Raw genomic sequence first — 13,809 nt, 5'->3', positions numbered from 1 at the left:
GGCCGTCCGACCGCTTCCGCGTGCCCCGGCGCTCAGTGCGCCGGTCGACCGCCGACCAGCTCGGCCGGTCCGCCCGGCCGCCCGCGGGCGGCCAGCGCGGCCGAGGTCCTGGCCCACGACGAGGCCGACAGCAGCGCCCGCGCCTCGGCCGGATCGCAGAGCCGCCACTCGACCAGCTCGTCCTCGGCCAGGGCGATCGAGGCCAGCCGCTCCTCGGTCACCGTGCCACCGTCGAAGACGTACACCAGCACGGCGGTGTCCCGGCTGCTCGCCGGGTCCGCGTCCCGGCCGGGGAGCCAGTCCACGGCCAGCAGCCGGCCCGGCTCGCACGCCCACCCCAGCTCCTCGCGGACCTCCCGGCGGGCCGCGGCGCGCGGCAGTTCCCGGTCCGCCTCGACGCCGCCGCCCGGCAGCACCCAGTACGGCACCTCGCCGTTCGGGCCGTCCCACGGCCGCAGCCGCACCAGCAGGACCCGGCCCGCCCGGTCCGTGAACACCGTCCGCGCCTTGGCCCGGATCCGTGGCCGGGTGGCGATGTAGGCCTCCCGGTCCAGCGGGGGCGCGACGGGCCCGGGGGCCCTCGCCGCGACGCCCGGCGATTCCGCTCCCTCCAGCCGCAGTCCTGCCAGTCCCGTGTACGCGGGCGGCGGTCCCGCCGCCAGGTGGTCGAGGGTGTGCCCGGCCGGAAGGCTGTCCTCCAGCTCCAGCGGCCCGGCCGAGCGCGGCGCCCGCAGGCACGCCGTCACCCGCCGGGAGAGCCGGGGTGGCAGCGCGTGGCCCGCCTCCTCGGGGGTCAGCCACGCCCAGCCGCCGACCTCGGCCCGGTCCGGCCTGATCGCCGCCGCCTGTTCCGGCGTCAGCGGGTCGGCCCAGTAGAGGTGGGCGGCGATCGGCGGACGGGAGTGGTCGAGCGTCCAGTCGAGGCAGGCCAGGGGCCCGAGGCGGGGCGTGAACCCCAGCTCCTCCGCGATCTCCCGGGCTGCCGTGTGGCGCGGCGAACGGTCCTGCGGCTCCCAGCCCCCGCCGGGTACGGCCACCGGGTGCTCCCGGTCGTACGGCAGCCGGACCACCAGCACCCGCCCCCGCCGGTCGGGGAACAACACCCCGGCCGCCGCCAACAACTCGCGCCCCGAATGCCCCGTACGCTCCGTCAACGTTCCGCTCCCTCTGCCGTCCTGCCTACCCCGACACCCCGACCGCCCCCGACGGTTCCCCGGATCCGGAGGAGCGGCCGGAGCCGGTCCGTCGACGACCGGCCGGGAAGCCCCGGCCGATCCGGGTTGCTCGGCTAGTCCCAGTCGTCCGCCCCGCCCAGCAGCTCGATCAGGGTCAGGCCCGGGTCGTCGGCCGCGGCGGACCAGCGGTCGTACGCGGTCTCCCAGAGCGGGGCCAGCTGCAGCATCCACGGGAGCCGGTAGCGGTGGACGAAGGGGGCCCGGTCCGGGTGGTGCACGATGATGCGCCTGCTCAGCAGGCTGCTCCGGTGCCGGACGCCGGTGCGGGCGTCGAGCAGGGTGGACCTGTCGCCGATCTGCAGCAGGTGCCGGCCGTCGACCTCGCGGAGCGAGGCGGGCTGCCGGCCGAGTCGGCCGGACCAGCGAAGCTTCCCGGGACCGGTGGAATCCACACCTGACAACGGGTCACCCCATTCGCGGAGGCGGGCGTGACCTCGGTCGGCCGCGTCCTGGTGCACCACATGGTGGCCCGGCCCCGACCGCAGCACAAGATCAATTACCGGACGGGAGACGGCCCCCGCCGTCCTGCTCGGAGCTGGCCGCCCGCCCGAGGGAGGTGAGGGGCGGGAGGGAGGTGAGGGGCGGGAGGGCGGTGAGGGCGGCGGTCGTGGCGCGGGCCATCAGCTCGTCCTGACGGCAGGTGGTGCCCCGGAGGCGGGCGCAGCCCTCGACGGCGGCCAGCGCCAGCAGGCCCGGGAGCAGGTCCGTGCTGCGGTCCACGACCCAGCGGGTGCCCCGGGTGGCCATCCACCAGAGGTCGGCCAGCGTGCCCGGCGGCGGTTCGACCGGCTCCGGGACGGGGGCCGGACCGAGCGGGCGCCCGGCGTCCGCGAGCAGGCCGTGGAAGCCCCGGGCGATCAGGTGGTGGCCCTCGGCACTGGGGTGCAGCCGGTCGACGCTGAGCAACTGCCGCTCGGCGCTCCAGGGCAGGTCGGCGATGTGCAGGTGGACGCTCCCGTGGCGGACGGAGAGGGCGTGCACCACCGCGTTCACCGCCCGCATCCGCCGGGCCAGCGGCCGGGCGAGCGGAGGCGGCAGCCGCAGCAGCGTGCCCGGGTCGGGCAGGCAGGCGGTGAGCACCTGCGCGCCACCGTCCGTGAGCCGGCCGAGGACGGCGTCGAGCGCCCGCGCGGTCCGTGCGACGTCGAAGCCGGACCGCAGGGTGTCGTTGCCGCCGGCGACCACGGCCGCCAGCTGCGGACGCAGGGCCAGGGCCGTCGGCAGCTGCTCGGCCGTCAGGTCGGTGGTGAGTGCGCCGCTCCGTGCGAGGTTGGTGAACTCGACACCCGTGTGCGGCGGGGCCAGTGACCGGGCGAGCAGCGCCGCCCAGCCGCGCCATCCGTCGGCGATCGGGTCGCCGATCCCTTCGGTGAGTGAATCCCCGAGTGCCACGAACCGGACCGGTTCGCCGGTCCGTCGTGCACTCGCCCGTGTCGCCCCGTGAGCGGCACCCGGAACGGTGCCGTCTCCCTCGTCCACCGCCGCGATCGTGTTCATCGCACCTCCCACACCTTCCCGGGCCCTCCGGCCCGGCCGTTCCGTCCAGCGCATGCGCATGCGCGTTCGCCGGAGCGGGAGGACGGGGGCCGCCCTCCTGCTCCGCGCCGGTCCTGCACCTTCCTGCGTGCGGCCCGCGGGCTTCCGCTATCCCGCGTCGTGGGTCCCCGGTGCGCCGGATGCGCCGGATGCATGTGGTGCGCCCGGTGTGCCGGATGCACCGTGAGCGGCCAGGAAGGCGGCCACGGCGGCGGGCCAGCCGTACCGCTCGGCCTGGGCGCGGGCGGCGGCGCGCCGGGCCGCTTCGGGGCGCGCGAGGAGGTCATGCACTCCGTCGGCGTACCCGGCGCCCGTGGGTTCGGCGGCCACCCCGGCCGGGCCGACCAGCTCCGGCAGGGCGGAGCAGCGGTTGACGACCACCGGCGTGCCGCAGGCCAGCGCCTCCATCGCCGCCAGCCCGAAGGTCTCCACCGGCCCGGGGGCTATGACCACGTCCGCACAGCCGAGCAGGCGGGCGACCGCGTCGCGCCCGGCGAGGTGCCCGAGGAAGTGCACGGGCAGCCGGTCACGGGCGGCCCGGGCGGCCAGCCGCGACCTGAGCGGTCCGGTGCCGGCCACCGCGAGGACGGCGGGCAGGCCACGCGCGCGCAGCTCGGCGAGGGCGTCGAGCGCGTGCTCGGGACGCTTCTCGGGGGAGAGCCGCGAGCAGAGCACCAGCAGGACCTCGCCAGGTGTCGCGAACCGGGCCCGTTCCTCGGCCCGTTCGTCGGCGCCCGGCGGGCACAGGGCGGCGAGGTCCACGCCGAGCGGCGCGCGGGCCACGTTCCGGACGCCGAGGCGGCGGAACTCGGCGGCGGCCCAGTCCGTCGTGCAGATCACCGTGTCGTACGACCCGGCGGTGCGGCCGTTGAGCCGGTCGGCCGCCGCGCCGGCGACCGGGCCGGGCAGGCCCCAGGTGCGCAGCAGTCCGGCGGCACTCTCGTGCGAGACCATCGCCGATCGGACGCCGTGCCGTCGTGCCCAGGAGCCCGTCCAGCGCAGGGTGGTCCGGTCGGAGACCTCCAGCCGGTCGGGTGCGAGCCGTTCCAGTTCGGTGGCGACCGCGCGCCGGTCGGTGAGCAGGCGGTAGCCGCCGCTGCCGGGCAGGACCCGCCCGGGGAGGGTGACGACCAGTCCCTGTTCGCCCTCCTCCGTGGCTCGCCGCTCGCCGGGGACGACCAGGACCGGTGCGTGCCCGGCGGCCCGGTAGCCCGCGCCGAGGTGGCGCAGTGCGGTCCGCAGCCCGCCGGAGACGGGGGTGACGAAGTTCGCCACCCGGACGATGCGCAGCGGTCCGGCGGTCATGCCGTCAGCCCCTCCGTGACCGGAGTGCCGGCCGCGTCCCGGGTGGCGTGCGCGCGGGTTCCCGCGGCGCTCCCGGCGGCGTCGGCGGTCTTCTGGACGGCGTGCAGGCCGTTCCGGCCGGTGGTGTCCGCCCGGGGTGCACCGGCCTGCACGCTCCCCGGCACCGGCACCGGCACCGGCACGGCTGCGGGCACGGGCACGGGCACAGCTGCGGGCACGGCTACCGGTACGGGCACGGCTGCGGGCACCGACACGGCTACCGGCTCCGGCGTGGATGCCGTCGCCGCCGTCGCCCCGTGGTGCTCCGCCAGCACCTCCGCGTAGTGCCGCAGCAGCATGTCCCCGACCGCCTCCCAGGTGCGGGCGGTCACCTCGGCCCGCCCCGCCCGGCCGTACGCGGCCCGTAGCTCGGCGTCCTCGGCGAGGGTGGTCACCGCCCGGGCGACCGCCGCGCCGTCCCGGGGCGGGACGAGCAGGCCGGTGCGGTGGTGCGCGACGAGGTCCAGCGGTCCACCGGCGGCCGGTCCGACCACCGGGACCCCGCTGGCCATCGCTTCCTGGATGGTCTGGCAGAAGGTCTCCAGCGGCCCGGTGTGCACGAACACGTCCAGCGTGGCGAAGCAGCGGGCCAGCTCCTCCCCGGTGCGCCGGCCGAGGAACACCGCACCGGGCATGGCGGCCTTCAGCCCCGGCGCGGACGGTCCGTCGCCGATGATCACGACCCGTACCCCCGGCAGGGCCGAGGTCCGGGCCAGCAGGTCGACCCGCTTCTCCGGCGCGAGCCGCCCGACGTACCCGACCAGGACCTCGCCGCCGGGGGCGAGCGCCCGGTGCAGGGCCTCGTCGCGGTGGCGCGGGTGGAAGCGGGCCGAGTCGACGCCGCGCGGCCAGAGCTGGACCCGGGCGACGCCGTGCGCGGTGAGGTCCTGCGCGGCGGGGGTGGACGGCGCGAGCGTCCGGGAGGCGAGGCCGTGGACGGAGCGGATCCGGTGCCAGGCGGCGGCCTCGCCGAGTCCGCGCCCGGCCCGGTAGGCGTGCGCGTACCCGGCCAGGTCGGTCTGGTAGACGGCGACGACCGGCAGGCCGAGCCGGGTGGCGACCTGTGCGCCGCGCGCGCCGAGCACGAACGGGCTGGCCAGGTGCACCAGGTCCGGCCGGTGACCCCGGATCGCGGCGGCCAGCCGGCGGCTGGGCAGTGCGATCCGGACCTGGGGGTAGCCGGGAAGGGGGACGGACGGGACCCGCACCACGGGGAGGTCGGCCAGGGCCGGACCGGCACCGAAGGTGTGTGACGGGCTCTGCGCGCCGCGTGCGGGCGCCGGAGTGACGACGAGCGGCTGGTGGCCCCGGCGGAGCAGGTGCTCGGCGGTCCGCAGCACGCTGTGGGCGACGCCGTTGACCTCGGGGGGAAAGGATTCGGTGACGATGACGACACGCATGCCTGAGTTCTGTCCGGGTCCGGCGTGCACGTGGCCAAAGGGATCTGTCGTACAAACGAACGCGGGTCGGCGATTTGTCCCGCCGACCCGCGTCCCCGCCCGCCGAGGGGCCTACCGGGGCGCTCAGGCCGGCCGGGCGGCCGCCTCCTTCAGCTCCGCGTAGGGAGCGAGCTTCCGGAGGGACTCGATGCTCTTGATGCAGTCGTCCCGGTTCTCCTGCGGGTCGCCCGTCACCACGACGGTGCCGTTGCTCGCCTTGAGCCGGAACCGGTGCATGCCGCTCTCGTCCGTGTACAGCTCGAACTTTCCTGCCATGGCAGTGCTCACCTCTCGTCTGGAAGCCCCCTCGAACCGCACCGTAGGCTCAAAAGCCTTCTGCTGCTTGCCAGATGATGCATTCGGGTTTCCGCCGAACGGGTCACGGGCGGCCCCTGCCGACCGGCGCGCCGATCCGGCGGCACGGTGGCGGCGGAGTGCCTCGTACCGGCCGGCGACGGTCGCGGCGGCCTCGTGAACGCGGGGCCGGCGGGAGCGGCCGGGGTCAGGCGGCCGGGGGCGGGGGAGCGGGGTTGTCCGGGGTGGTGTCGTTGACGAGGATGCGGTCGATGCGTTCGGCGCTGTCGGCGGAGATCGGGCGGAGGTCGTTGACCTCCTGGACGGCCATCTCCGGAGCCTTGGTGCGCAGGGCGTTGAGGAGGCGGCCGACGGTCACGCGGTCGCCGGCGGCGACGGCCGCCTCGACCTCCGCGAGGAGGCCGTCGACCTCGGCCCAGGCGCGGAGCTGCCAGAGGCGTACGAGGTCGAGCAACTCCTCGGCTTCCTCGGCCAGTTCTGGTCCGATGCGGGTGGCGAGCGGGGTGGGAGGGTTGGCCGTCATGGGCCGAGAGTAGAGGAACGGGGCGGCCGTGACGACCGGCCGCGTCGGCGCAGGAGTTCGGCGGCCGTGGCGCAGAGCGCGGCGCCGAGGGCGACGGTGAGGCTGCGGCCCGGGCTGACGGCGGCGTGCAGGAGGGCGCCGCCGAGGCCCTCGGCGCACCAGGCGAGGGTGCCGGCCGTGACGGCGAGTGCCACGACGGAGTAGCGGGTCCGCCGCGGGACTCCCGGTGGGGTGGTGAGGGAGAGCTGGAGGGCGAGGGCGGCCAGCAGGGCGATGACGGCGGGCTTGAGGCGGCCCGGCAGCGGGACGGCGTACTGGAGCGACTGGACGGCGGCGAGGAGCATGAGGAGGGAGCCGACGATCGCGGTGTTCCGACGGGTGACCTGCTCGAACCGGCGGGACTCCCGCTCGGACCGCAGCCGGAGCTGTTCGGCCACGGCGGTCTCGGCGGCGGCGACGATCAGTTGGGTGCGCTCCTCCACGGAGGCGAGCCAGGCGGCGCCGTCCTGGGCGCGGTGGGCGAGGCGGGCGGCGGTCGCGAGGTCGGCCCCGAAGCCGTAGTCGGTGGCGTCCTGCCCCGGTGTGTGCCGGGCGCCGAGGGCGACCCGGAGGTTGTGGGCGACGATCTCGGCGTCGCGGGCGTCCTGGGCGAGCCTGGTCCGCAGTGTGACCAGGCTGAGCAGCTCGGTCCGGGTGCGGACGAGCAGGTGGCGGCCGTGCGGGACGAGGTCGTCGGTGGACGGCCCGGCGAGCAGGGCGTGCAGGGCGGCGATGGCGCGTTCGAGGTCGGCGGCGACGGCGTCGGCCCGGGTCTGCCGGGTGTCGAGCGCGGTGGTGAGGCGGCGGAGACCGGCCGCGTGCAGGAGGTACCGGGCGAGCGGGGTGAGTGCGGCCGTGCCGTCGCTCCAGGTCCAGCCGTCGAGTTCGGCCTCCTGGCCCGGGGCGCAGAGGACGGCGAGCACGCGGGGCGCGGAGACGGTACCGCCGGGCGGGGGTTCGAACACCGGCAGCGGGCCGGGGGTGACGGCGAGGGCCGTCGGCGCCGTCGGCGGGGTGCCGGGCAGGGCGGCGAGGACGGCGTCCTGGAGGGCGCCTGCGGCGGCCGGTGCGGTCGGCGAAGGGGCGGTGGCCGGTGAGGGCGCGGTCGGCGGGCCGGCGAGGGGGGTGACGGCGGTGAGGACGACGGCCTGCCCGAGTTCGGCGGGGTGGTCGCCCGGGACGGCCCGGCGCCACTGCTCGTACAGCGCCGTCCAGTCACCCTGGGGCGGGGAGAGGGTGACGGCCAGGCAGAGCCGGTCGCGGTAGCGGCGGAGCAGCATCTGATGCAGGCCCGGTGTGCCGGGCCGGGCCGGGGCGAGGCACAGTACGCCGTCGGCGGCCGGGGGGTCGGCGGGTGGGACGGCCGGTGGGACGCCCGGTCGGACGGCCGGTGTGCCGGTCGGTCCGGCGGTCAGGGGCCAGTGCCGGACGGCGTCGGCCCACAGCTCGGCCATCCGGGCCAGCCCCGGGGCGTCGGCGGGGGTGAAGACGTACCCGATCAGGCACTGCTGGTCCAGGGCGGCGGAGGGGGTGCCGGGCGGGCCGGACGGTGGCGGTGCGGTGCCGGGGTGACCGTTCGGCGTGGTGCCCGCATTCGTCATCGGTCCCCCTCGACGCCGGCGGCGGCCCCGCTGTCCGCCTCGCCGTCGGCCTCGGCCAGTGCGGCGAACCGTGGGTCCGACGCGGCCAGCGCGCGCAGGTCGGACCGGATGACGGCGGCGGCTTCCGGGGGGAGCGTGCGGAAGGCGTCGGTGAAGGCGGCTGCCCAGGTGTCGGGCGCCCACACGCCGGCCAGGATCCCTCCCATGGCGGCGAAGAGCAGGGCGACGCCGCCGTAGAACTCGTCGTCCGCCGTGTGGTGGGCGATCATGGCGAGCGCGAAGGCCGGCCGGCCGTCCACGGCGCCGAGCAGCGACTCGCGGCTGAGATCGATCAGGCCGCCGGGATCGGCGAGTTCCGCGGCTGCGCGTCGCCGCCACCCCGGGTCGGGGCCGGGGTGTTCCGTACGCTCCAGTGCGACCAGGCACCAGGCGATGACGAGGCCCGGCTCCGCGAGCCAGAAGTTCGGCTCCTCGGGGAGCAGGGTGTCGGCGACTCCGACGAGGAACGGGCCGTCCTCCTCCATGATCGCGAACTGCTCGGCGGGCGGCGCGGTCAGGAACCGCTCGATCCGCGCCCGGACGGCGCCCGCCGCGCTCTCGGCCACGCCGTAGGTGCGGGCCAGCCACCGGAGCCCGCGCAGTACCGGGATCGGCAGCGGGGCGACGCCGGGTGCGAGGGGGCGGGCCATGACGTCCGGCAGGTCGGCGACGACCTCGTCGAGTTCCGGGCCCAGCAGCTCGGGATGTCGGGTGAGGACGTCGTGCTGAGCCTCCAGGGTGGGCTGGAGCAGCCAGACTTCGAGGAGGGAGGCCTGGTCGAGGTCGACGGGTTCGGTGATGCCGGGCGGCGGCGGTTCGCCGGAGAGTTCGAGCCAGTGCCGGTCGAACTCCTCCGGGTCGTCGACTCGCAACTGCTGGGCCGCCAGGAGGAGTTCCAGGGCGAGCTGGTCGGTGAGCCCGGGTGCGGCGAAGGTTTCCACGAGGTAGGCGACGCAGGCGGCGGTGTCCCAGCCCTCCTGACGGAACCGGGCCGTGAAGGCGAACGGCGACGGCTGTGCGGCCAGGCGTTCCCAGACGACCGCCGCCTCGGCACCTCGGCCGAGCGCGTCGAGGTCGGCGGCGAGCCGGCCCGCCACGGCGTGGGTGCGCTGGGTGGTGTCGTCGAAGGAGTCGGCCCGGACCAGCCCGAGCAGCAGCTCGAACGCCTGGCCGCGCAGGTCGACGGCCTCCTCCTGCGGGACCCGGCGGGCGCGGGAGTCGAGGGCCGTGGCGAGCTGGTCGGCGTACCGGTCGGGCTCGGCTGCCCGGGCGGTACGGAGACGTTCCAGCGTCTCGGTCTCCAGGCTCTCGGCCCGTTCGGCGTCGCCGGGCCGGGTCTCCTGCCACTCGGCCGCCAGCAGGCGGAGCAGACGGGCCAGGTCCAACCGGGCCTCGCAGAGGTCGGCGACGGCGTCGGGTTCCCGCTCGGCCCAGCTCCGCAGCACCTCGACGGCCTCCTCCGTGCAGGAGACGGCCCGGACCAGCATCGTGTGCCGCCGGGCGGTGTCCTCGGCTCCGTCGCCGCGCGGACGGCTGTCCTCCAGCACCTCGCCGACGTGGCGCAGGGCCTTGACGAAGACGGCCGGGTCCGGGTCGCCCTCGCCGGTGTACCGGCGCCGGGCGGTCTCCAGGACGAGCTCCAGACGGGGCAGGGCGTCCTCCGGCCTCCCCAGGGTCAGACAGACCGCCAGGTAACTGCCGGCCCCGGTCAGCCAGTCCGAGGTGAAGCGCACCGGATCCGCTCCGACCAGGGTGTCCAGCAGGTCCATGGCCTCGTCGGCGAGTGCCAGGGGGACGAGGTGGAGCCCCTCGGTGCTCGTCGACGCCGCGGTGGAGGACCCGGAGTGGATGGCGTACCCGCCGGCGAGATTGAACAGCGCGACCGTCAGGATCACCGCCGCGCCCGGCTGGTCCGGGGCGAGCGGGCGCAGCCGTCCGACGGCGCTGGTGGCCACGGTGATCGCCTCGCGGGCGGAGCCGTCGTGGGCGTAGGCCTCGGCGAGGTTGGCCTCGGCCTTGGCCAGCAGGAGGACGTTCGCCCCCTCGTCGCGGTGGGGCACGTCGAGCAGCTCGACCGCCTCCCGCCCGGCCTCGACGGCCCGCCGGGCGTCACCGCGCGCACACCGGACGGCGGCCAGGACGCCGAGGGTGTCACCCATCGGCCACCGGACGCGTTCCGGCGTCGTGCGGGCCATGGCCCGCCAGCCCGCGACGGCCCGGGTCAGTGCCGTCTCCGCCTCGGCGAACCGGCCGAGCCGGTACAGGACGGTCGCGGCCTGGTTCAGCACGATGGTGGTCTGTGGGTCGGGGGCCTCCACGTCGTCGTCCAGGAGTTCGCCGGCCCCGTGGGGCTCGGGGGAGCCGGTCGGTGCCCCCGAGGGTGCCGGGGGCACGGTCGCCGGGCCGTCCGACGGCGGGCCTCCGAGCCTGGTCAGCTCCAGGACCTCCCGCAGCGCACTCAGGGCGTTCTCCGGTGTGCCGCAGGACTGTTCCACCGCGATCTTGGCGGCGAGGGCGATCAGCCGCAGGTCGGCCGCGGACCGGTGCAGGGTGAGCCGGAGCGCCTTCTCGGCCGGCTCTCGGCCCTGCGGGGGGTCGATGGTCGTCCACAGGTCCGCCTCCTTGGCGAGGACCCGGGCGAGGTCGCTCCCCGCGGCCGACAGACCGAGCTCGGCCACGACGAACTCGAAGTGCTCGCGGGCCTCCTGGATGAGCGCGAGGTAGGCGGTGGGGGCGCCGCCGCCGATGAGGACACCGGACGCGGCGTTCTCCAGTGTCTCGGCGAGCGCTCCGCGGACTCCCGGGTACGGGTCCGACGCCGCGACGGCCCGCCAGCTGCCGATCGCGAGGTCGTACATCGCCGCGGCGCGGTCCCCGAAGCCGTGGTCGAGCAGTTGCTCCGCCACCGTGCCGGCGGTGACGGCCAGGCTGATCAGGTTCTCGGTGATCTCACCGAGCGCGGCGATCCCGGCCACGCCGTCCTCGCCGGCCCGGGCCGCGTGGTCGCTGAGCCGCAGCCAGAGGTAGCGGGCCTCGATCAGCGACCGACCGTCCGCCATCCGGTCGCGGGCCTCGGCGAACAGCGCGTCGAACACCTCCTGCGCGGCGGTGTCGAAGGGGGCCGCCCGGGTCGGGCTGAACGGCGGGTGCAGCAGGTCGACGACGCTCTGGTGGGCGATGCGGTAGACGGCGGGGCCGACCCCTCCCGCAGGATCGTCCAGGACGTCCTGGGTGACGTGGCGGCCGAGGGCGCCGAGGAGCCAGTCGGCGTCCTCGGTCCGGTAGCGGTCGTCGGGGGCCAGCAGCTCGCGCCGGCGGGCCATCGCGCTCGCCACGCTCAGCCACTCGGCCTCGGGGAAGCCGGCGCCCAGGGCCCAGGTGAGTGCGGTGAGCAGGAGCCGGGCGTGGGCGGGCGGGTCGGCGGCGAGGGCGTCTCGGGTGGGGGCGGCGACGTCGGCGAGGTCGCGTCGGACGGCCTCCTCCAGGCTGCCGCTGAGCCGGTCCAGCCAGTCCGGCCGGGCCGCCGTGCGGTCACCGGCGCTGTCCGCGTCGGTCGCGTCGGTCGCGGCGCCCGGCGCGCGGCCGGAGGGAACGGGACCGGTGAGTCGCGCGGCCAGCTGGTCGGTGATGACACGGGCGAGCAGGAACACGCCCGTACGGTCGGCCGGTACGGAGGCGAGGACGTGGTCGGCGACCCGGTCGGCGTCGGCGGCCGACAGCGGGCCGTCCGGTCCTGCCGCGCCGCCCGGTCCGGCCGGGTGTCCGGGCAGTCCGGTGAGCCGGCGCCGGACGTAGCCCCGGACGGCCTCCTCCGCCCCGGCGAGATACTCCTCGGCCGCCAGGTCCAGGGCGGGCGGGCGCGCGCCGCAGAGGAGGCGCAGCAGATCCTCGCCGGGCCCGTCGTCCCGGGGCAGGTCGCGGGTCGACACGACGACGGTGGCGGTCTCGGCGAGCGGGAGGACGAGCCGATCGGCGATGTCGAACGCGTCGCGGCGCCAGGTGTCGTTGGCGGTCCGGGTCCGCCTCGTCCGGGCCTCGTCGAGGCCGTCGAAGACGATCACCGGGCAACCGGCACCGCTCCCGTCGTTCCCGTCGTCGCCTCCGCCGTTTCCGTCGTCGCGCGGCCTCCTCGTGGTGCGGGCGGCCTGGACCGCGGCGACCAGGGCCGTGCAGGTGCGGGGCTCCCCGTCGTCGGCGGCGTCGATGATCCCGGCGCCGATCAGCTGGTCGTCCAGCTCGGCGGCGAGGTCGTCGGCCGAACGCCCACGGGCGTGCACGTTGGCGTGCACCGAGCCGGCTCCGGGGTCGGCATGGCCGAGGTCCTGGCCCCCGGCGAGCACCCGGTCCCGTTCCGCGGGGTCGGACAGACTGACGACGCGTCCGACGATCGCCGACTTCCCCGTGCCGGCGGGGCCGGTGACGACATGCAGCCCGGGCACTCCCGACCGGACCCGGCCGACCACCAGCTCCACCTCCGTCCGCCGTCCGCTGAACAGCGTCTGCGCGGGGAGGACGCCGGAGCCGCGCGCCGCCTCCAGCAGGTGCTGGACCACCTGAGGGCCGGTGCCGGGCCGGTACAGGGGGTTGGGGAACATCTCGATCCACTCGGTCCGGTCGCGGTGGCGCATGTCGGGCCGTTGCAGGTTGGGGCGGAACACCGGTCGTTGGGCGGAGTACGGCCCCACGTCCTGCGACCAGCCGTCCATCAGCTCGTCGACGACGTCCTGTGCGGACACCATGGGCTGGCCGGCGAGCCAGGGGGCCCGGCCGCGGCGCGCTTCGGCCGGACCCTTCTCCAGGACCCGTCGCAGGTGGTGGGTCATCAGGGCGTCCGCGGCACGCTGTCCGGTGTCGGCGCCGGCGAGCAGCCCGATCCAGAGGAAGTCCCGGGCGCCCTCGGCCTCGTCGACCGCGTTGGCGATCCGGTCGGCGACCTCCTCCAGCCCGGTGACGGCCCCGGCGAAGCAGCAGTTGACCACCAGCAGGAGCTGCCGGGCGCCGGCGGCGGCCGCCCACGCGACCAGACTCCTGGCCTCGACCGCCGGGTCCCACCCGGAGGCGGTGACGGCGGTGTCGGCCGTCGCCAGCAGCAGCCGGTCACCGGCCAGGTCACCGTGGCCGCTCCACAGGACGAACAGGTAGGACGACCGGGCCGGGCCCGGGATCTTGTGCGGCGGCAGCGCCGCGCCGGCGAGCAGCTCGGCGATGTCCCGGGAGGTCGGGTCGGTGCGCAGGGTGGTCGAGAAGGTGTGGCCGGTACGGGCCGCGGGCCCCTGCCACACCTTGCGGAGCGCGGCGGCGAGGCGGGTCACGTCCCGGACCGGCGAGGGCAGGTCCGGCAGTCCCTCCCGGTACGCGGCCACACCGATGCCGACGAAGTGCGTACTGGTGGTGTGCCGCCCCGCGGTCGGTGGGCCGGGTTCGGGGGGCCCGGCTGCCGTGTCGTCGTCCGTCGCCGGGTCCGACTGCGTGTGGTCCATGCTTCCCCCTGGTAGCCGGTCCGCGGTCACGATTCTGGCAGGAGCGGCGCACGCCGGGTCCGGCTGTGGTGGTTTCGTGACACGACGGAAACCTCTCCGCGGGTCCCGGACCGGCCGGGCCCGCCGGGGGTGCCCGGGGCCGGTCCGGGCCGGTGGGCCGCCGGCGGGGGCCGGACGGCCGCGGCGCCGGGCCGAGTGGCGCGTCCGCGTGCGGGCGGGGCAGCCTGGAACCACGGACGCGTGTGCTCCCGGCACCGA

General features: G+C 76.5%; 8 protein-coding genes and 1 pseudogene. All 9 read right to left on the bottom strand.

Features of this window, described 5'->3' with window-relative positions; genetic code table 11:
- Positions 1-32: 32 nt before the first annotated feature.
- The 9 genes and pseudogenes from ABZY91_RS23685 to ABZY91_RS23645 all read right to left on the bottom strand — a co-directional run bounded on the left by ABZY91_RS23685 (position 33) and on the right by ABZY91_RS23645 (position 13,551).
- Complete coding sequence (locus tag ABZY91_RS23685) at positions 33-1,154, bottom strand: NUDIX hydrolase (RefSeq protein ID WP_355405090.1); 1,122 nt, start codon at positions 1,152-1,154, stop codon at positions 33-35.
- A gap of 134 nt (positions 1,155-1,288) precedes the next feature.
- Entirely contained in the window at positions 1,289-1,636 is a 348-nt protein-coding gene (locus ABZY91_RS23680) for a hypothetical protein (protein ID WP_355405088.1), read from the bottom strand.
- A gap of 91 nt (positions 1,637-1,727) precedes the next feature.
- Positions 1,728-2,732 carry an SGNH/GDSL hydrolase family protein gene (locus tag ABZY91_RS23675; protein WP_355405086.1) on the bottom strand — a complete coding sequence of 335 codons (1,005 nt, stop codon included), beginning with the start codon at positions 2,730-2,732 and terminating at the stop codon, positions 1,728-1,730.
- A gap of 147 nt (positions 2,733-2,879) precedes the next feature.
- On the bottom strand, positions 2,880-4,076 hold the full coding sequence (locus ABZY91_RS23670; RefSeq protein ID WP_355405084.1) for a glycosyltransferase: 1,197 nt from the start codon (positions 4,074-4,076) through the stop codon (positions 2,880-2,882).
- 305 nt (positions 4,077-4,381) lie between these two features.
- Positions 4,382-5,515: pseudogene (locus ABZY91_RS23665) on the bottom strand (glycosyltransferase family 1 protein); the annotation flags it as partial.
- Between the two features lie 123 nt (positions 5,516-5,638).
- A complete protein-coding gene (locus ABZY91_RS23660; RefSeq protein ID WP_329880092.1) occupies positions 5,639-5,830 on the bottom strand; it encodes a DUF1508 domain-containing protein in 192 nt (63 codons plus the stop codon).
- A gap of 226 nt (positions 5,831-6,056) precedes the next feature.
- Positions 6,057-6,392 carry a hypothetical protein gene (locus ABZY91_RS23655; protein ID WP_355405082.1) on the bottom strand — a complete coding sequence of 112 codons (336 nt, stop codon included), beginning with the start codon at positions 6,390-6,392 and terminating at the stop codon, positions 6,057-6,059.
- Positions 6,389-8,032 (bottom strand): CATRA conflict system CASPASE/TPR repeat-associated protein, encoded by a 1,644-nt coding sequence (locus ABZY91_RS23650; RefSeq protein ID WP_355405080.1) that lies wholly within the window; start codon positions 8,030-8,032, stop codon positions 6,389-6,391. Before ABZY91_RS23650 ends, ABZY91_RS23655 begins: the two co-directional genes overlap by 4 nt.
- Positions 8,029-13,551, bottom strand: coding sequence for a tetratricopeptide repeat protein (locus tag ABZY91_RS23645; protein ID WP_355405079.1), 5,523 nt, complete (start codon positions 13,549-13,551; stop codon positions 8,029-8,031). The genes ABZY91_RS23650 and ABZY91_RS23645 overlap by 4 nt, the downstream gene beginning before the upstream one ends.
- Positions 13,552-13,809 lie beyond the last annotated feature (258 nt).

Origin of the sequence: Kitasatospora sp. NPDC002965, from assembly GCF_040611255.1 — a bacterium.
In the GTDB taxonomy this organism is placed as follows: Bacteria; Actinomycetota; Actinomycetes; order Streptomycetales; family Streptomycetaceae; genus Kitasatospora.
Note: the sequence above shows the minus strand (reverse complement) of the source record. Positions and strands in the feature narration are given on the sequence as shown.